The following is an 18,698-nucleotide window of genomic DNA, read 5'->3' on the forward strand; positions in this document are numbered from 1 at the left end:
CAGGGCGGACATGGGAGCGTATATTCTTCGACGGCTGTTGCTGATCATCCCCACCCTTCTGGGGATCATGGTCATCAACTTCGTCCTCGTGCAATTCGTGCCGGGCGGCCCGATCGAACAGATCATCGCCCAGATCGAGGGCCAGGGGGACGTGTTCGGCGGCTTTGCCGGCGATGGCGGGCCGCAACTGGACGAGGGCGTGGGGGCCGGCGACAGCGAGTATGCCGGCGCCCGCGGCCTGCCGCCCGAGTTCATCGAAGAGCTGGAACGCCAGTTCGGCTTCGACAAGCCGCCGCTGGAACGCTTCCTCGACATGATGTGGAACTACATGCGGCTCGATTTCGGCGAGAGCTATTTCCGCTCGATCTCGGTCATCGACCTCGTTGCAGAGAAGATGCCGGTCTCGATCAGCCTCGGGCTGTGGTCGACGCTGATCGCCTACCTGATCTCGATTCCGCTGGGCATCGCCAAGGCGGTGCGCGACGACACCGCCTTCGACACATGGACCTCGGGCGTGATCATCGTGGCCTATGCCATCCCGGGCTTCCTCTTCGCCATCCTGCTGCTGGTGCTGTTCGCCGGCGGCTCCTACTACCAGATCTTCCCGATCCGCGGGCTGGTCTCGGACAACTGGGAGGAACTGGGTTTCTTCGCCAAGATCGGCGACTACTTCTGGCACATCACGCTGCCGGTGGTTGCCTCGACCATCTCGGCCTTTGCCACGCTGACGCTGCTGACCAAGAACAGCTTTCTCGACGAGATCAAGAAGCAATATGTGATGACCGCCCGCGCCAAGGGCCTGGCCGAGCGCGGCGTGCTCTATGGCCATGTCTTCCGCAATGCCATGCTGATCGTGATCGCCGGCCTGCCGGGCGTGTTCATCGGCGTGTTCTTCTCGGGCTCGATCATCATCGAGACGATCTTCTCGCTCGACGGGCTGGGCCGGCTGGGCTTCGAGGCGGCCGTGGCGCGGGACTACCCGGTGATCTTCGGCACGCTGTTCATCTTCGGCCTGATCGGGTTGGTGATGAACATCATATCGGACCTGATGTACGTGATGGTCGATCCGCGCATCGACTTCGAAAAGCGGGAGGGCTGAGCCATGGTCGCCAATCCCAATCCGCCCGTCACGCCCGAACCCATGCCGGGCAAGCCCGTGGCCCCGCCGCCGCGCCGCCGCGGCCGGTTCGAGCTGTCGCCGCTCAACAAGCGGCGCTGGCGCAACTTCAAGCGCAACCGCCGCGCGCTGTGGTCGCTGTGGATCTTCGCCTTCCTGTTCGGGCTGTCGCTGTTCGCCGAGTTCCTCGCCAATGAAAAGCCGATCCTCGTGCAGTATCGCGGCGAATATTACATGCCGATCTTCCAGTTCTACCCCGAGACCGAGTTCGGCGGGGATTTCCGGACCGAGGCGCCCTATCGCGACCCCGAGGTGAAATGCCTGATCCGCACCGGCGGGCTGGATGCCTGTTTCGACGACCCCGAGGGGCTGGTCGAGCGGGTCGACGCGGGCGAGGACCTGGGCGGCGAGTTCTACAAGGGCTGGACGCTATGGCCGCCCATTCCCTACAGCTACACCACCCCGGTCGAGCGCCCGGGCGCGGCACCGCTGCCGCCCAATGCGCAGAACTGGCTGGGCACCGACGACACCAAGCGCGACGTGCTGGCGCGGGTGATCTACGGCTTCCGCCTGTCGATCCTGTTCACCCTGATCGTGACCTTCTGCGCCTCGATCATCGGCATCGTGGCCGGCGCGCTGCAGGGCTATTTCGGCGGCTGGCTGGACCTGATCTTCCAGCGGGTGATCGAGATCTGGGGCGCGACCCCCTCGCTCTACATCATCATCATCCTCTTCGCGATCCTCGGGCGAAGTTTTTGGTTGCTGGTGCTGCTGACCATCCTGTTCGGCTGGACGGCGCTGGTGGGCGTGGTGCGGGCGGAGTTCCTGCGCGCCCGCAACCTCGAATATGTGCGCGCGGCCAAGGCGCTTGGCGTGTCGAACATGACCATCATGTTCCGCCACATGCTGCCCAACGCGATGGTGGCAACCGTGACCTTCCTGCCCTTCATCGTCACCGGCACGATCTCGACGCTGGCGGGGCTCGACTTCCTCGGCTTCGGCCTGCCCTCCTCGGCCCCCTCGCTGGGCGAGCTGACATTGCAGGCCAAGCAGAACCTGCAGGCGCCCTGGCTGGCCTTCACCGCCTTCACCGTCTTCGCCATCATGCTGTCCCTGCTCGTCTTCATCTTCGAAGGCGTGCGCGATGCCTTCGATCCCAGAAAGACCTTCAATTGAGCGCCATTCTTCAAGTCCGAGATCTGAAAGTCTCGTTCACGCAGGACGGGGCGACCACGCAGGCCGTCAAGGGCGTGTCCTTCGACATCCGCCGCGGCGAGACCGTCGCGCTGGTGGGCGAATCCGGGTCCGGCAAGTCGGTCACCGCCCTGTCCACCGTGTCGCTGCTGGGCGATTCCGCGGGGGTCGAGGGCTCGGTCCTCTATGACGGGCAGGAGATGATCGGCGCCTCGGATGCGCGGCTGCGGCAGGTGCGCGGCAACGACATCTCGTTCATCTTCCAGGAACCGATGACTTCGCTCAACCCGCTGCACAAGCTGGAAAAGCAGATCTCGGAAAGCCTTGCGCTGCACCAGGGCCTGTCGGGCGAGGCCGCCCGCGCCCGCATCGTCGAGCTGCTGGACAAGGTCGGAATCCGCGATCCCGAAAGCCGGCTGGGCGCCTATCCGCACCAGCTCTCGGGCGGGCAGCGCCAGCGCGTGATGATCGCCATGGCGCTGGCCAACGGCCCCGACCTCTTGATCGCGGACGAGCCCACCACCGCGCTCGACGTGACGATCCAGGCGCAGATCCTGCAGCTGCTGGCCGATCTCAAGGCGGCCGAGGACATGTCGCTGCTCTTCATCACCCATGACCTGGGCATCGTGCGCAAGATCGCCGACCGGGTCTGCGTGATGAAGGATGGCGAGATCGTCGAACAGGGCGAGGTTGCGCGCATTTTCGACGACCCCCAGCACCCCTACACCCGCAAGCTTCTGTCGGCCGAAAGCACCGGCACGCCCGAGCCGGTGAACCCCGACGCGCCCGAGATCGCGCGCACCGACAACCTGCGCATCTGGTTCCCGATCCAGCGTGGCCTGCTCAAGCGCACGGTGGGCTATGTCAAGGCGGTGAACGATGCCACCATCGCCGTGCGCGCCGGCGAGACGGTGGGCATCGTGGGCGAAAGCGGGTCCGGCAAGACGACGCTGGCGCTGGCCATCATGCGGCTGATCCAGTCCGAGGGCGCGATCACCTATCGCGGGCAGGACGTGCGCGAATGGTCCACGCGCGAGCTGCGCCGCCTGCGCTCCGAGATGCAGATCGTCTTCCAGGACCCGTTCGGCTCGCTCTCGCCACGCATGACCTGCGAGCAGATCATCGCCGAGGGGCTGGAGGTGCACGGCTCGCCCGACGGGCTGTCCCATCACGAGGCGGTCACCACGGTGATGCAGGAGGTCGGGCTGGACCCGGCCACGATGCACCGCTATCCGCACGAGTTCTCGGGCGGGCAGCGCCAGCGCATCGCCATCGCCCGCGCCATGGTGCTTCGCCCGCGGCTGGTGGTGCTGGACGAGCCGACCTCGGCGCTGGACATGACCGTGCAGGTGCAGATCGTCGACCTGCTGCGCAAGCTGCAGCGCAAATACGACCTCGCCTACCTGTTCATCAGCCACGACCTGAAGGTGGTCCGGGCCATGTCCCACAAGGTCATCGTGATGAAACAGGGCGACGTGGTGGAATACGGCACCGCCGAAGAGGTCTTCGACGCCCCGCAGACCGACTACACCCGGCAATTGCTGGACGCGGCGCTGAACGTGGCGTGAGGGGCGAGCCGGGATTGCAACCGCCGGCCCGCACCACGTGACCTTCCGAGCCCGAACCACACGCAATGCGTTGAGCGATATGAACCTGCGCCTGTGGGTCCGGATCATATGTCCGTGGGCGAGTGGCTTATTGCGCGTCCACCTGCTTGCGGAACCCGATCGCGCCAACTTCGGCGTTGACGGCATCCATCACGTCCAGCACCGGCTCCACCTTGAACCGGAAAGTGCCGAACACCGAAAAGAACTCGTGCATCGCTTCCAGATCGTCGGTCTGGACGACCATGTAGCCGCCATACTCGCCGACACGGACGACGAATTGCTGGATGTCGAGTGTTTCAGGCACTTGGTAGGCTTGGAACAGTTGCAGGATGCGCTCCTGAGCCGCTTCATATTCCTGGTAGGAGCCAACCGGACGATCCGTCCATGTGACAACGTATTTCTGTCCGGATGACGCTTGGTCTTCTTGTTGTGCCAAACCAGGCGCGGCAAGGCCCAGTGCGACGACCAATGCAATGCAAAGCGCTTTCATGTACTTGTCTCCTGTTCAAACGTCCTTTCAAAAAACACGCCCCTGAGCAGGGTGTGCATGATCCCGAGACTGACGTGGACGCGCCAGACCGATCGAGTCTTTTCAGAAGACGCTTCGATTGGTGTCGCCTTGAGCGCTGTGAAAGGCGGTGCGGCACGACTCCGGCAAGGTCGCAACCGGTGCCCGTGTTTGAGCTTGGCAAACCAAAGCCTCAGACGGCAAACCGGCTCAAGCTCAAAACCAGAAAGTACACCGCCAACTCACCATCACTCCGGACCCGTCGGACCCTGGTGTCATGCGTAGCTGCACTCGCGTCAGCCTCGCGCTTTGGCCTTCGTGAAGCGCGGCGCACGCCCTTCAGATCGCCGAGGAATGCCCGGCCTTGCTCAGGTCATAGGCGTCGAAGGCGCGGGCGATGAGGCGGGTCAGGGGGCGGGCTTCGGGCGGGACGAAGAGCCCGTCCTCGGTGATCTCCAACAGGCCCTCGAACTGGGCGTTGGCGGCCTCGAACAGCGCGTAGAGCGCCGGCCGCGTGATGGCGTGATCGCGCAGGATCTCGGCGGCGTCGATGCGGAAATCGCACATCACTGCCTCGATCAGCCGGCCGCGCAGCAGATCCTCGCCCTTGAAGACATGGCCGCGCGCGGTCGAGAAGCGCCCCTCGCGGATCGCGGCGACATGGGCCGAGGTGCCCGGCGCGTTCTGCGCGTAGCCTTGCGGGAAGCGCGAGATCGACGAGGCACCGATCCCGATCAGCGCATCCGAGGTGTCATCGGTGTAGCCCTGGAAATTGCGCCGCAGCTTGCCGGTGCGCTGCGCCACGGCCAGCCCGTCATCGGGTACGGCGAAATGGTCGATGCCGATCTCGCGGTAGCCGTCCCAGAGGAACAGCCGGCGCGCGGTCTCGAACAGCTCCAGCCGCTCGGCCGGGGTGGGCAGCGCGTCCGACGGGATCAGCTGCTGCCGCTTGGCCATCCACGGCACATGCGCATAGCCATAGAGCGCGACGCGGTCGGGCGCGAAGCTCAGCAGTTTCTGCACCGTCTCGGTGATCCGCGCGCGGGTCTGGTGCGGCAGGCCAAAGAGGATGTCGGCGTTCAGGCTGGCCACGTCACGGTCGCGGATCAGCTCCACCGCGTGGCGCGTCACGTCATAGCCCTGCGGCCGGCCGATCGTCTCCTGGATCTGCGGGTCGAAATCCTGCACCCCGATCGAGGCGCGGTTCATGCCGCCGTCGACCAGCACGTCCAGCCGTTCGGCGTCGATCTCGTTGGGGTCGATCTCGACCGAGAACTCGGCCCCCTCGGCCAGCTCGGCCGTGCCTCGGATCGCTTCGATCAGCCGTGCCATCAGCGCCGGGCTCAGCAGGGTCGGCGTGCCCCCGCCCCAGTGCAGCCGAGACAGCCGGACCCCGCGCGGCAGATGCGCGCGCAGAAGCGCCAGCTCCTGTTCCAGCACCGAGACATAGGCCTCGACCGGGGCCAGCGTCGATGTGCCCTGCGTGCGACAGGCGCAGAACCAGCACAGCCTGCGGCAAAATGGGACATGCAAATAAAGCGATATATGGCCATCTTCAGGGAGTGCCTCGATCCACTCGGCGAATCCGCGCGGGCCCACATCGCCTGCGAAATGCGGCGCGGTGGGATAGGATGTGTAGCGGGGCACTTTCGCGTCGAAAAGGCCAAGGCGGTCGAGTTGAGTTCGGCGTGTCATGTGGATAGGATTATGTCGCGACACGGGGCCGGGCCTTGATGCAGATCAACAAAAGGGCATCCAGCATGCTGAACGACAAGAGCCTTGCGACGGCGCCGGATTGCGCCGATTGCCCGATCCGCCATCGCGCGGTCTGCGCCCGTTGCGAGACCGATGAGCTGGAGCGCCTCGAAGAGATCAAGTATTACCGCAAGTTCGAGGCCGGCCAGACGGTGATCTGGTCGGGCGACCGGATGGATTTCGTGGGCTCGGTCGTCTCGGGCATCGCCTCGCTGACCCAGACGATGGAGGACGGGCGCACCCAGATGGTGGGCCTGCTGCTGCCGTCGGATTTCGTCGGCCGCCCCGGCCGCAGCACCGCCGCCTATGACGTGGTGGCCACGACCGACCTGGTGATGTGCTGCTTCCGCAAGACCCCGTTCGAGGAGATGATGGTGCGCACCCCGCATATCGCGCAGCGCCTGCTCGAGATGACGCTGGACGAGCTGGACGCGGCACGCGAATGGATGCTGGTGCTGGGGCGCAAGACCGCGCGCGAGAAGATCGCCTCGCTGCTGTCGATCATCGCCCGGCGCGACGCGACGCTGAAGACAGGCAAGCTGGAGGGCGCGCTGGTCTTCGACCTGCCGCTGACGCGCGAGGCGATGGCCGATTACCTTGGCCTGACGCTCGAGACGGTCAGCCGCCAGATGTCGGCGCTGAAGAAGGACGGCGTGATCCAGCTGGAAGGCAAGCGGCACGTGACGATCCCCGACATGGCCCGCCTTATGGACGAGGCGGGCGACGATGCGGACGGGGGCATTCTTGCCTGAGACGCGGCCGTTCCAGACTTGGGACGTGTTCACGCAGACGCGGTTTGCCGGCAATCCCCTCGCCATCGTCGAGGATGCGGACGGGCTGAGCACGGCGCAGATGCAGACCCTTGCGCGCGAATTCAACCTGTCCGAGACGATCTTCGTGCAGTCGCCCGAGGATGCCGCGCACAGCGCCAAGGTGCGGATCTTCTTCCCGACTGACGAGATCCCCTTCGCCGGCCATCCCACGATCGGCTGCGCGATCTGGCTGGCCCTGAAATCCGCACCCGAGGGCGATTTCGAGACGCGGATCGTGCTCGAGGAACAGGCCGGCCTGGTGCCGGTCGACGTGTCGCGCCGGGCCGGGCAGATCGACGCGTGTTTCACCGCGCCCGTTCTGCCCCACGCGCCCGGCACGGGCCGCGTTCCCGGGGATGACCTGCTGGCCGCGGCCGTCGGTTTGACAGCCGCGCAGATCGGCTTTGGTACACATCGCGCCGGGATCTGGCGGGGCGGTCCCGGCTTCCTGTACATTCCGGTGTGCGATCTCGATGCGCTGGCGGCGTCGCAGCCGCATCGGCCCGCATGGGACGAAGCAATGCAGATGTCCGGGATGGAGGGCGCCTATCTCTACGCGCCGGGCGGCGCGTGCGATTACCGCGCGCGCATGTTCGCGCCCGATGGCGGTGTGCCGGAGGATCCGGCGACCGGCTCTGCCTCGGCGATCCTCGCCGCCCAGCTGCGCGCCTGCGGGGTTCTGGGCGACGGCCGGTCGCAATTGACCCTGCACCAAGGGGTCGAGATGGGCCGCCCGTCCCGGATCGGTCTCGAGATCCGGGTCGAGAACGGCGCATTGGCAGAGGTTCGGGTCTCCGGCAGCGCCGTGCCCGTCGGCGAAGGCCGGGTCGCCCTGCCCCCTCGCTGAGCGACCCCGCCCCCTCTGCACCGGGTGACCGGTTTTCCGGCCCGCTAGTGGGACATGAAGACGGACACCCCGGACTGTTCCAGCATGTTGCGGGTGGCCCCGCCCAAAATCGCCTCGCGGAAGCGCGAATGGCCATAGGCGCCCATCACCACCATGTCGGCATTCACATCCGCCACGTGGCGCAGCATCACGTCCGAGACGCGCGGCATGGTCTTGGACAGCACGTCGATCTCGGCCTTGACCCCGTGGCGGGCCAGGAATTGCGACACCGCCCCGCCCGGGTCCGAGCGGTTGGGCCCGTGCTGCGGCGGGTCGATCACCGCGACATGCACCGTCTCGGCGCCCGCCAGCAGGGGCAGCGCGTCACGCACCGCGCGCAGCGCCTCGTTGCTTTCGTTCCAGCCGATCACGATGCGCCGGGGGCTGGCCGGCGGGGTCACGTCATCGGGCACCACCAGCACCGGCACGCGCCCCTCGAACAGCGCGCCTTCCAGCACCGGTTCCAGCTCGATCCCGTGGCCGTCGCCATAGGGCTTGGGCAGCACCACCATGTCCGAGAACCGCGCCCGCGCCGCCACGTGCCGGCCGATATCGGCCAGCTGCGCCACCCCGTGCTCGACCGAGGCGCGGCAGTCCAGCCGGCCCAGCCGCTTGCGCGCCGCGTCGGCCAGCGCCTCGGCCTCGGAGTTGGCGCGGGACAGCGTCTCCTGCAACACCATGGCATTGGCCCCGGCATAGTAATAGCCGGTCTGGGTCCGGTCGACGCCAAAGCACAGCACGTCCAGATGCGCGTCATAGGCAGCGGCCAGCGTGCCGGCATGGTCGAGCGTGCTGTCGACCAGCGCGGCATCGGTGCACACCGTCAGGACAGTCTTGTAGGCCATGAGATCCTCCAGTCGTTCATTTTCCCCACGCTAGCGTGATGCGGATGGTCGCACCTTGACCCGCGTCAATTGCCAGCCTGCGATCCATTGATGCAGATCAAGGTCAGGTTCATGCGATGCGGTCAAAGACGTGCCAGTCTAAGAACAGCCCGCACGGGCATCGAATCGTGTCGGTCAGACGAAGGGACGAACAATGTTGAATTATCTCAAGCTCATCGTGCTTGGCCTCATCGCGATCTTCGCGATGGTCGCGGCCAACAATGCACGGGATGTGGCTTACCTCGTCCATGCGATCATCATCCTGCTGGTCTCGGCAGGCCTGTTCGTATGGGTCCTCCGCAACACGGATGAACCGGCCCCCGCGCCGCCGCCGCAGAACGAGTACATGGACGGCGTGATCCGCTACGGCGTGATCGCCACGGCGTTCTGGGGCGTGATCGGCTTCATCGCCGGCACCTTCATCGCCTGGCAGCTGGCCTTTCCGGGTCTGAATTTCGAATGGGCCCAGGGCTACATGAATTTCGGCCGCCTGCGCCCGCTGCACACCAGCGCCGTGATCTTCGCCTTCGGCGGCAACGCGCTGCTGGCCACCTCGTTCTACGTGGTCCAGCGCACCTCGGCCGCGCGGCTCTGGGGCGGCAACCTGGCGTGGTACGTGTTCTGGGGCTACCAGCTGGTGATCGTGCTGGCCGCGACCGGCTATGTGCTGGGCGCCACCCATGCCAAGGAATATGCCGAGCCGGAATGGTACACCGACTGGCTGCTGACCGTGGTCTGGGTCGCCTACCTGGCCGTCTTCGTGGGCACCCTGGTCAAGCGGAAAGAGCCGCACATCTACGTGGCCAACTGGTTCTACCTGTCCTTCATCCTGACCGTCGCCATGCTGCACGTGTTCAACAACCTCGCCATCCCGGTCTCGATCTGGGGCTCCAAGTCGGTGCAGGTCTTCTCGGGCGTGCAGGATGCCATGACCCAGTGGTGGTACGGCCATAACGCGGTGGGCTTCTTCCTGACCGCCGGTTTCCTGGGCATGATGTACTACTTCATCCCCAAGCAGGCCGAACGCCCCGTCTTCAGCTACAAGCTGTCGATCATCCACTTCTGGGCGCTGATCTTCATCTATATCTGGGCCGGCCCGCACCACCTGCACTACACCGCGCTGCCCGACTGGGCCTCGACGCTGGGCATGGTCTTCTCGGTCGTGCTGTGGATGCCGTCCTGGGGTGGCATGATCAACGGGCTGATGACGCTCTCGGGCGCCTGGGACAAGTTGCGCACCGACCCGGTGATCCGCATGATGGTGATCTCGGTGGGCTTCTACGGCATGTCGACCTTCGAGGGCCCGATGATGTCGATCCGCGCAGTCAACTCGCTGTCGCACTACACCGACTGGACCATCGGTCACGTCCATTCCGGCGCGCTTGGCTGGAACGGCATGATCACCTTCGGCGCGCTCTATTACCTGGTGCCCAAGCTGTGGAACCGCGAGCGCCTCTACTCGCTCTCGATGGTGTCCTGGCACTTCTGGCTCGCCACGATCGGCATCGTCTTCTACGCCGCCTCCATGTGGGTGACCGGCATCATGGAAGGCCTGATGTGGCGTGAGGTCGATGCGAACGGCTTCCTCGTGAACAGCTTCGCCGACACCGTGGCCGCCAAGTTCCCGATGTATGTGGTCCGCGCAACGGGGGGCATCCTCTACGTCGCCGGTGGCGTGATCATGTGCTACAACCTGTGGATGACCGTCCGGCGTGCGCCCGCGGTCGAGGCCCGCGCCGCCGCGGCCCATGCCACCCCGGCCGAATAAGGAGACGGGTCATGAGCATTCTCAACAAGCACAAGATCCTCGAGAAGAACGTCACCCTGCTGGCCATCTTCTCTTTCCTCGTGGTCACCATCGGCGGGCTGGTGCAGATCGTGCCGCTCTTCTACCTCGAGAACACGATCGAGGACGTGGAAGGCATGCGCCCCTACACGCCGCTGGAACTGGCCGGGCGCGAGATCTACCTGCGCGAGGGCTGCTATGTCTGCCACAGCCAGATGATCCGCCCCATGCGCGACGAGGTCGAGCGCTACGGCCATTACAGCCTTGCGGTGGAATCCAAGTACGACCACCCGTTCCAGTGGGGCTCCAAGCGCACCGGGCCGGACCTGGCGCGCGTCGGCGGGCGCTACTCGGATGAGTGGCACGTGGACCACCTGCGCGATCCGCAATCGGTGGTGCCGGAATCGGTCATGCCGAAATACGGCTTCCTCGAGGCCAAGCTGATCGACGGCGAGCATATCGGAGAGCTGATGGCCACCAACCGCATGGTCGGCGTGCCCTATACCGAGGAGATGATCGACCAGGCGCGGCGCGACTTCGCCAACCAGGCCGATCCGGACAGCGACTATGACGGGCTGTTCGAGCGCTACGGCGACAATGTCAACGTGCGCAACTTCGACGGGCAGCCGGGCGTTTCCGAGGCAGATGCGCTGATCGCCTATCTGCAGATGCTGGGCACGCTGGTCGACTTCTCGACCTTCACGCCCGACGCCAGCCGCTGACGACCGGAGGAGACGTGGAAGAATATACCTTCCTTCGCCAGCTCGCCGACAGCTGGGGACTGGTGGCCATGTTCGTCTTCTTCGTGGGCATCATTGCCTGGGCCCTGCGCCCGGGCAGCCGCAAGACCCACGAGGACACGGCCAACATCCCCTTCCGGCACGAAGACAAACCGGCGCCCGACGACACGGACGCCCCCGCCCAGGATGAGGAGGCGCGGAAATGAGCGACCACAAGAAAGACGACGACGATCTCGACTACGAGACGACCGGCCATGAATGGGACGGCATCCAGGAATACAACAAGCCGCTGCCCAAGTGGTGGCTGTGGACCTTCTACGCCACGATCGTCTGGGCCATCGGCTACACGATCGCCTACCCGGCCTGGCCGGGCATCACCTCGGCCACGGCCGGCGTGCTGGGCTTCTCCACCCGCGGCCAGGTCGCCGAGGAGATCGCCCGCGTGGACGAGGCCAATTCCGGCATCAACCAGCGCCTGGCCGAGGTCGAGCTGGCCTCGATCAGCGAGGATGACGAGCTGCTGAACTACGCCACCAATGCCGGCGCGGCGGTCTACCGCAGCTGGTGCGCGCAGTGCCACGGCTCGGGCGCGGCGGGCTCAAGCCAGCCGGGCTGGGCGCCGGGCTATCCCAACCTGCTGGACGATGACTGGCTCTGGGGCGGCTCGATCGAGGCGATCCACGAGACGATCAGCCACGGCATCCGTAACGAGGACGATCCCGACGCGCGCTACTCCGAGATGCCGGCCTTCGGCGCCGACGAGATCCTCCCCGAGGAAGAGGTGGTGCAGGTCGTCAACTACGTGATGCAGATGTCCGGTCAGACCCCGCAGGACGCGGCCGCGGCCGAGGCCGGCGCCGAGGTGTTCGAGTACAACTGCGCCGCCTGCCATGGCGAGGACGGCCAGGGCGACCGCTTCCAGGGCGCGCCGAACCTGACCGACGCGATCTGGCTCTATGGTGGCGATTACGAGGCCATCTACGAGACGGTCTGGAACTCGCGCTACGGCGTGATGCCGCCCTGGCAGAACCGCCTGTCCGAGGCCGAGGTCCGCGCCGTGGCCACCTATGTGCACGGGCTGGGCGGGGGAGAAGCCTCCGAGCAGTGATCCGGCGGATCGTGTTGGAAAAGACACACGGCGCGGGGGCTTCCCTCGCGCCGTTTTTCATGCGGGCAAGGCCCTTCGAAGGGCCTTGCAGGAACGCGTTTGCAAACGCGTTCCCCAAGCGGTTTCGAAACCGCTTGAAGAAAGCCGCTTCGAAGCGGCTTTCCCGCCCGCGCCAGAAGATGCACGGGAAATAATATTCCGAAAATCGCAGATTTCAGCGCATGAATTGATGCAGGTCAAACACGGCGGTCGTGGAACGGTGCATCATCAAGCTCGACGGTCGGGGCAGTTCCCCCGGCCCGAGACACCCCCGCCCGATGGGCCGGGGCGTATGGCGCCGGTGCCCTGTCCTGTTCGCGCGTTTCCTGGGGCACCGGCGCATTTTTCATCTTCATCTCAAGCGACGCGCCCCCTGCCGCACGGCACGGGACCGGGGCGCAGAGCGATCCGCTCGATCAGGCGCCGCGGCGCATCGGGCGGGTGCCCTCGGGCGTCCGCAGGCGCGGCAGGTCACGGCTTTCGGCCCCGCGCTGGGGGCGATCCTCGATGCGGGTCGCGGTCATGAAGCTCTTGGCAAATATTCCGAACATCTGGGCCTCCTTCGGCACTGGGCTGACAGGTGGTCCTCTTGACGCAAACCGACGAATGATGCCACTCAGGAATATGTTTGGCATGTAAGGCAGGCTTACACATGGATTGGACCAGCCTTCCCCCGCTTTCCGCCCTGCGCGCCTTTGCAGCCTTCGCCGAGACCGGATCGGTGGCCGAGGCCGGGGCCGCGCTCAATGTAAGCCACGCTGCCATCAGCCAGCAGATGCGCGCGCTGGAGACCCACCTGGGCCTCGCGCTGCTGGACCGGAGCGGGCGCGGCCTGCGGCTGACCGCCGAGGGCGAGACCCTGGCCCGCGCCGCGCTGGACGGGTTCGGCACCATGGCCGTGACGATCGAGGCGCTGACCGGCGCCGATGCCGAGCGCCCGCTGCAGATCTCGGCCACGCCCACCTTCGCCGCCGCCTGGCTGATGCCGCGGCTGGCCAGCTTCCGCGAGGCCCATCCCGAGATCAGCCTGACCATCGATCCCAGCTCGCGCCTGCAGGCGCTGGAGCCGGGCGGAATCGATGTGGCGCTGCGCTACGGCTCGGGCGACTGGGCGGGGCTCGAGTCCGAGCTGCTGGTGCGCTCGCCGATCTCGGTCGTCGCCGCGCCCAGCCTCGTGGGGGAAAGCGAGATCACCTCGCCGGCGCAGCTGCGCGACTATCACTGGCTGCAGGAGCTGGGCACCACCGAGGCCAGCACATGGTTCGCCCGCCACGACGTGCACCGCGACGCGGGGCTGGGCTATACCTCGCTGCCGGGCAACCTGATGCTGGAGGCGGCGCGCAACGGCCAGGGCGTCGCCATCGTGGCCGGTGTCTTCGTCGAGGAGGACGTGCGCGCCGGGCGGCTGCGTGTGCTCTTCGAGGATACCCAGAAGAAGGGCTACTACCTTGTCACCCGCCCCGGCATGCCGCGCCCGCCGCTCAAGGCCTTCCTGCGCTGGATCCGGCGCGAGGCCCGTCGCCCCGCCGCCCCGCAGCCCGCCGCCCTGCCCCGCCGCACCCGGCCCCGTCGGCCGCCACCGCGGCCCGCGCGCTAGGCGGCACGGCCTGCGACCCGCCGCCGCAAAGCGGCGCAAAACCTATCTCGCAGAGTCAGAAATTGATACAGGTCAAAGAGGCGGACCGCGCCGCCTGTGACAAGGGCCGCCAACAGAACGCCAGCAACGGAGCGATTCCCCCGTGTCCGACAGCAATTCCCCGGCCCCCTCCCTCTACGCCGCGCGCGAGCCGATCTTCCCGCGCCGGGTCAGCGGCAAGTTCCGCAACCTCAAGTGGATCATCATGATCGTCACGCTGGGGATCTACTACATCACGCCCTGGCTGCGCTGGGACCGCGGTCCGCAACTGCCCGACCAGGCGGTGCTGATCGACCTCGCCAACCGGCGCTTCTTCTTCTTCTGGATCGAGATCTGGCCGCACGAGTTCTACTTTGTCGCGGGCCTGCTGATCATGGCCGGGCTGGGGCTGTTCCTGTTCACCTCGGCACTGGGCCGGGTCTGGTGCGGCTATGCCTGCCCACAGACCGTCTGGACCGATCTCTTCATCCTCGTCGAGCGCTGGATCGAGGGCGACCGCAATGCCCGCCTGCGCCTGCACCGCCAGAAGAAGATGGATTTCCGCAAGGCGCGGCTGCGCGTCACCAAATGGGCGGCCTGGTTCCTGATCGGGCTGGCCACGGGCGGCGCCTGGGTGTTCTACTTCGCCGACGCGCCCACTCTGCTGGTGGATCTGGTGACCGGGCAGGCCCATCCGGTGGCCTACACCACCATGCTGATCCTGACGCTGACCACCTTCTTCTTCGGCGGCTTCGCGCGCGAGCAGATCTGCATCTATGCCTGCCCCTGGCCGCGCATCCAGGCCGCCATGATGGACGAGGACACGCTGACCGTGGGCTACCGCGTCTGGCGCGGCGAGCCGCGCGGCAAGGGCAATGTGCGCCGCAAAAAGACGGCCGAGGCCATGGCCGCCGAGGCCGCCAGCCAGGCCGGCGGGCGCGACAAGGGGATCGGCGAGGCGCGCTACGCCCCCACCCCCTATCCCGGCATCGAGGCCAAGGCCGCCGCCGCCCCGGTGGAACCCGCCGCCTTCCAGGATGGGCCCGGCGACTGCATCGACTGCATGGCCTGCGTCAATGTCTGCCCCATGGGGATCGACATCCGCGACGGCCAGCAGCTGGAATGCATCACCTGCGCGCTGTGCATCGACGCCTGCGACGACGTGATGGCCAAGCTGGGCAAGCCGCGCGGGCTGATCGACTACCTCGCGCTCTCGGACGAGCCGCGCGAGCGCGACGGCAACCCGCCCCGCCCGGTCTGGCACCATGTCTTCCGCCTGCGCACCATGCTCTATACCGGGCTGTGGTCGCTGGTGGGGATCGGGCTGATCTTCGCGCTGTTCATCCGCCCCGATATCGAGATGACCGTGGCGCCGGTGCGCAACCCGACCTTCGTCACGCTGTCTGACGGCTCGGTGCGCAACACCTATGACGTGCGACTGCTGAACAAGCATGGCGAGGACCGCCCCTTCCGCATCACGCTGCGCGGCGATCCGACCCTGCGAGTGCAGCTGGAAGGCACGCCCTACGAGACGGTGGACGTGCCCGCGAACGAGACCTACCTGCAGCGCGTCTACGTCATCGCGCCGCCAAACTCGGCCCCGGCCGAGAGCGAGCGCACGCCCTTCCGCTTCTGGGTCGAGGACCTAACCAATGGCGACCGGGCCCATAACGACACGATCTTCAACGGCAGAGTGAACTGATGTCCAAAGCCAAGGAATTCAAACTGACGGGCTGGCACGCGCTCGGGATCTTCGGCGGCGCCTTCGCGATCATCATCAGCGTGAATGTCGCGCTGGCGGTGAACGCGGTGCGCACCTTCCCCGGGGTCGAGACCGACAATTCCTATGTCGCCAGCCAGACCTTCGACGACCGCCGCGCGGCGCAGGAGGCGCTGGGATGGGATGTCTCGGCCCGGCTGACCGGCGGGCTGCTGATCCTCGAGATCCGCGACGACCAGGGCCGCGCCGTCGAGGTCGAAGACCTGGACGCCGTGCTGGGCCGGCCGACCCATGTCAAGGATGACCGCAGCCCGGATTTCCGCTTTGACGGCCGCGCCTACGTGGCGCGCGAAAGCCTGGCCCCCGGCAACTGGAACATCCGCATGACCGCGCGGGCCGAGGATGGCACGCCCTTCGAACAGCGCGTCGTGTTCCACGTCAAGAACTGAGCCGGCCGCGGGGGGCCTGCCCCCGCGCGCCACGATCCCTCCGAGAGCTTCGATGACCGCGACCCTTCGCCCGCCCGCCTCTGCCTGCCCCGCCTGTTCCGCCGCCCCCGCCGCCCAGGCGCTTGCCGCGCGGCCGGCCCCGGAGGAGGCGCATATCGTCCTGTCGCTGCCCACCATTCACTGCGCCGCCTGCATGGCCGCGGTGGAACGTGCGCTGCATGCCGCCCCCGGCGTGACGGCTGCGCGGGTCAACCTGACGCAGAAACGGGTGAACATCGAGGCCGCGCCCGACATGGCCGCCGCCGACCTGATCCCGGTGGTCGAGGCGGCGGGCTACGAGGCGCATGAACTGGACGCCTCCGCCATCGCCGCCACCGCCACGGACCGCGCCGGTCGCGACCTGCTGATGCGGCTGGCCGTGGCCGGCTTTGCGTCGATGAACGTCATGCTGCTGTCGATCGCCGTCTGGTCCGGGGCCGAGGGGCAGACCCGCGACCTGTTCCACTGGATCTCGGCGCTGATCGTGCTGCCGGCCGTGGCCTTCTCGGCCCAGCCCTTCTTCCGCAACGCCTGGACCGCGCTGAAGGCCCGAACGCTGAACATGGACGTGCCGATCAGCCTGGCCATCCTGCTGGCGCTGGTCACCTCGCTGTGGGAGACGTCGCTCTCGGGCGAGCATGCCTATTTCGATGCCGCCATTGCGCTGACATTCTTTCTGCTGACAGGGCGCTATCTCGATCACCGCACCCGCGCCGTGGCGCGCTCGGCCGCCGAGGAACTCGCCGCGCTGGAGGTGCCGCGCGCCTGGCGCATCGGCGCGGAGGGCGAGGAACAGGTGCCCGTGGCCGAGCTGCGCGTGGGCGACCTTGTGCGCGTGCGCCCCGGCGGGCGGATGCCCGTCGATGGCGAGATCACCGAGGGCACCTCCGAGCTCGACCGCTCGCTGCTGACCGGCGAGACGCTGCCGGTCTATGCCGCGCCCGGCCGGCCGGTCAGCGCGGGCGAGGTCAACCTGACGGGCCCGCTGACCATCCGCGCCAGCGCCGTGGGCCGCGACACCTCGCTGGCGCGCATGGCCGACCTGGTGGCAATCGCCGAGTCGGGCCGCTCGCGCTATACCTCGCTGGCCGACCGCGCGGCCAAGCTCTATGCGCCGGGCGTGCATATCCTCTCGGCGCTGGCCTTCCTCGGTTGGCTGGCCTGGTCGGGCGATCTGCGCGTGGCGCTGAACATCGCCGCCGCGGTGCTGATCATCACCTGCCCCTGCGCACTGGGGCTGGCCGTGCCGGCGGTGACCACGGCGGCCAGCGGGCGGCTCTTCAAGCGCGGGCTGCTGATCAAGGACGCCACCGCGCTGGAGCGGCTGGCCCAGATCGACACGGTGGTCTTCGACAAGACCGGCACGCTGACCGCCGGCACGCCCGAGCTGACCAATCTCGACGATTTCACGCGCCGCGACCTGCAGATCGCGCTGGCGCTGGCGCAGGGATCATCGCACCCGCTGTCGCAGGCGCTGACAAGCGCGGCACAGGCCGCCGGCATCACGCCCGCCGACCTGGAGGATCTGGAAGAGGTGCCCGGCCACGGCACGCAGGCCACCTGGCAGGGCCGGCAAGTGCGGCTGGGCCGCGCGACCTGGACCGGCGGGCAGGCGACCGAAAGCACCGCCGCCTGGCTGCGGGTGGGCACGGACGGGCCGGCGCAGGCCTTCCTGTTCACCGACCGGCTGCGCGAGGGCGCGGCCGAGACCGTGGCCGCGCTGAAATCGGCCGGGCACCGCGTCATCCTGCTGTCGGGCGACACCACCGCGGCGGTCGAGACCCTCGCCCGCCGGCTGGACATCCCGCACTGGATGGCCGAGGCGCTGCCGCAGGACAAGGTCGCCCGGATCGAGGCGCTGACCGCCGAAGGCCGGCACGTGCTGATGGTGGGCGACGGGCTGAACGACACCGCCGCCCTGACCGCGGCACATGCCTCGATCTCGCCGGCATCGGCGCTGGACGCGGCGCGCGTGGCCTCGGACATCGTGCTGCTGGGCCGCTCGCTGGCGCCGATCCCGCAGGCGCTGACCACCGCGACCAAGGCCACCCGCCGCATCCGCGAGAATTTCACCATCGCGACCTGGTACAACGTCATCGCCGTGCCGCTGGCGGTGGCGGGGCTCTGCTCGCCGCTGATTGCCGCATTGGCCATGTCGGCCAGTTCGATTACCGTGTCGCTGAACGCGCTGCGCCTGCGCTGAGTGACGCGGGCCCGCGCCCGAGACGGAACAGCCCCCGGAGGCCGCCATGAACGTGTTGACCTACCTCATCCCGATCTCGCTGGTGCTGGGCGGGCTGGGCCTTGCCTTCTTCGTCTTCACCCTGCGCTCGAACCAGTATGACGACCCCGAGGGCGACGCCCGGCGCATCCTGTCCGGCGAATACGACGACCACCCGAAACCCTGATCGTCGCGGGTCGTTTTCCGACCGCAACGCG

The 18,698-nt window shown here is 67.2% G+C and carries 18 protein-coding genes; 14 read left to right on the plus strand and 4 right to left on the minus strand.

What is annotated here, in order from left to right; translation table 11 throughout:
* The first annotated feature begins 10 nt into the window (after positions 1 to 10).
* From AVJ23_RS02505 to AVJ23_RS02515, 3 genes are read left to right on the plus strand one after another with little or no spacing between them, the layout of a single operon-like run.
* Positions 11 to 1,099: a microcin C ABC transporter permease YejB gene (locus tag AVJ23_RS02505; RefSeq protein WP_058860554.1), complete on the plus strand. Its 1,089-nt coding sequence runs from the start codon at positions 11 to 13 to the stop codon at positions 1,097 to 1,099.
* 42 nt (positions 1,100 to 1,141) lie between these two features.
* Complete coding sequence (locus AVJ23_RS02510; RefSeq protein WP_058860803.1) at positions 1,142 to 2,293, plus strand: ABC transporter permease; 1,152 nt, start codon at positions 1,142 to 1,144, stop codon at positions 2,291 to 2,293.
* On the plus strand, positions 2,290 to 3,879 hold the full coding sequence (locus AVJ23_RS02515; protein WP_058860555.1) for an ABC transporter ATP-binding protein: 1,590 nt from the start codon (positions 2,290 to 2,292) through the stop codon (positions 3,877 to 3,879). The genes AVJ23_RS02510 and AVJ23_RS02515 overlap by 4 nt, the downstream gene beginning before the upstream one ends.
* Before the next feature lie 127 nt (positions 3,880 to 4,006).
* Here the strand turns inward: AVJ23_RS02515 and AVJ23_RS02520 are convergent, their stop codons facing one another.
* Both AVJ23_RS02520 and hemN read right to left on the minus strand, forming a co-directional pair.
* Positions 4,007 to 4,408: a DUF3303 domain-containing protein gene (locus AVJ23_RS02520; RefSeq protein WP_084794235.1), complete on the minus strand. Its 402-nt coding sequence runs from the start codon at positions 4,406 to 4,408 to the stop codon at positions 4,007 to 4,009.
* Positions 4,409 to 4,765: 357 nt separating this feature from the next.
* Entirely contained in the window at positions 4,766 to 6,121 is a 1,356-nt protein-coding gene (hemN, locus tag AVJ23_RS02525; protein ID WP_058860556.1) for an oxygen-independent coproporphyrinogen III oxidase, read from the minus strand.
* A gap of 65 nt (positions 6,122 to 6,186) precedes the next feature.
* Between hemN and fnrL the strand changes: the two genes are divergently transcribed.
* Both fnrL and AVJ23_RS02535 read left to right on the plus strand, forming a co-directional pair.
* Positions 6,187 to 6,933: a transcriptional regulator FnrL gene (fnrL, locus tag AVJ23_RS02530; RefSeq protein ID WP_058860557.1), complete on the plus strand. Its 747-nt coding sequence runs from the start codon at positions 6,187 to 6,189 to the stop codon at positions 6,931 to 6,933.
* A complete protein-coding gene (locus AVJ23_RS02535) occupies positions 6,926 to 7,840 on the plus strand; it encodes a PhzF family phenazine biosynthesis protein (RefSeq protein ID WP_240484495.1) in 915 nt (304 codons plus the stop codon). The genes fnrL and AVJ23_RS02535 overlap by 8 nt, the downstream gene beginning before the upstream one ends.
* A 44-nt stretch (positions 7,841 to 7,884) precedes the next feature.
* Here the strand turns inward: AVJ23_RS02535 and AVJ23_RS02540 are convergent, their stop codons facing one another.
* Positions 7,885 to 8,724, minus strand: coding sequence for a universal stress protein (locus AVJ23_RS02540; RefSeq protein ID WP_058860559.1), 840 nt, complete (start codon positions 8,722 to 8,724; stop codon positions 7,885 to 7,887).
* A gap of 193 nt (positions 8,725 to 8,917) precedes the next feature.
* On the opposite strand from AVJ23_RS02540, the gene ccoN reads away from it, so the two are divergent.
* The 4 genes from ccoN to ccoP are packed head-to-tail and all read left to right on the plus strand — an operon-like array spanning position 8,918 to position 12,397.
* Positions 8,918 to 10,531, plus strand: coding sequence for a cytochrome-c oxidase, cbb3-type subunit I (gene ccoN / locus AVJ23_RS02545; RefSeq protein ID WP_058860560.1), 1,614 nt, complete (start codon positions 8,918 to 8,920; stop codon positions 10,529 to 10,531).
* Between the two features lie 11 nt (positions 10,532 to 10,542).
* Positions 10,543 to 11,271 (plus strand): cytochrome-c oxidase, cbb3-type subunit II, encoded by a 729-nt coding sequence (gene ccoO / locus AVJ23_RS02550; RefSeq protein WP_058860561.1) that lies wholly within the window; start codon positions 10,543 to 10,545, stop codon positions 11,269 to 11,271.
* Positions 11,272 to 11,285: 14 nt separating this feature from the next.
* Entirely contained in the window at positions 11,286 to 11,495 is a 210-nt protein-coding gene (locus AVJ23_RS02555) for a CcoQ/FixQ family Cbb3-type cytochrome c oxidase assembly chaperone (protein WP_058860562.1), read from the plus strand.
* Positions 11,492 to 12,397, plus strand: coding sequence for a cytochrome-c oxidase, cbb3-type subunit III (gene ccoP / locus AVJ23_RS02560; RefSeq protein WP_058860563.1), 906 nt, complete (start codon positions 11,492 to 11,494; stop codon positions 12,395 to 12,397). The genes AVJ23_RS02555 and ccoP overlap by 4 nt, the downstream gene beginning before the upstream one ends.
* Before the next feature lie 455 nt (positions 12,398 to 12,852).
* On the opposite strand, the gene AVJ23_RS23445 is transcribed toward ccoP, so the two are convergent.
* Positions 12,853 to 12,987, minus strand: a complete 135-nt coding sequence (locus AVJ23_RS23445) for a hypothetical protein (protein ID WP_276203202.1) — start codon at positions 12,985 to 12,987, stop codon at positions 12,853 to 12,855.
* 101 nt (positions 12,988 to 13,088) lie between these two features.
* Between AVJ23_RS23445 and AVJ23_RS02565 the strand changes: the two genes are divergently transcribed.
* The 5 genes from AVJ23_RS02565 (at position 13,089) to ccoS (ending at position 18,667) form a co-directional block, all read left to right on the plus strand.
* A complete protein-coding gene (locus AVJ23_RS02565; protein ID WP_084794237.1) occupies positions 13,089 to 14,033 on the plus strand; it encodes a LysR family transcriptional regulator in 945 nt (314 codons plus the stop codon).
* 142 nt (positions 14,034 to 14,175) lie between these two features.
* Complete coding sequence (gene ccoG, locus AVJ23_RS02570; RefSeq protein WP_058860564.1) at positions 14,176 to 15,753, plus strand: cytochrome c oxidase accessory protein CcoG; 1,578 nt, start codon at positions 14,176 to 14,178, stop codon at positions 15,751 to 15,753.
* Positions 15,753 to 16,220, plus strand: coding sequence for a FixH family protein (locus tag AVJ23_RS02575; protein ID WP_058860565.1), 468 nt, complete (start codon positions 15,753 to 15,755; stop codon positions 16,218 to 16,220). Before ccoG ends, AVJ23_RS02575 begins: the two co-directional genes overlap by 1 nt.
* A 52-nt stretch (positions 16,221 to 16,272) precedes the next feature.
* The gene (locus tag AVJ23_RS02580) at positions 16,273 to 18,462 is read left to right on the plus strand and encodes a heavy metal translocating P-type ATPase (RefSeq protein WP_058860566.1); all 2,190 of its coding nucleotides are present in this window, start codon (positions 16,273 to 16,275) and stop codon (positions 18,460 to 18,462) included.
* Between the two features lie 46 nt (positions 18,463 to 18,508).
* Positions 18,509 to 18,667, plus strand: coding sequence for a cbb3-type cytochrome oxidase assembly protein CcoS (gene ccoS / locus AVJ23_RS02585; RefSeq protein ID WP_058860567.1), 159 nt, complete (start codon positions 18,509 to 18,511; stop codon positions 18,665 to 18,667).
* Positions 18,668 to 18,698 lie beyond the last annotated feature (31 nt).

The organism is Pseudoponticoccus marisrubri, assembly GCF_001482405.1.
In the GTDB taxonomy this organism is placed as follows: domain Bacteria; phylum Pseudomonadota; class Alphaproteobacteria; order Rhodobacterales; family Rhodobacteraceae; genus Pseudoponticoccus; species Pseudoponticoccus marisrubri.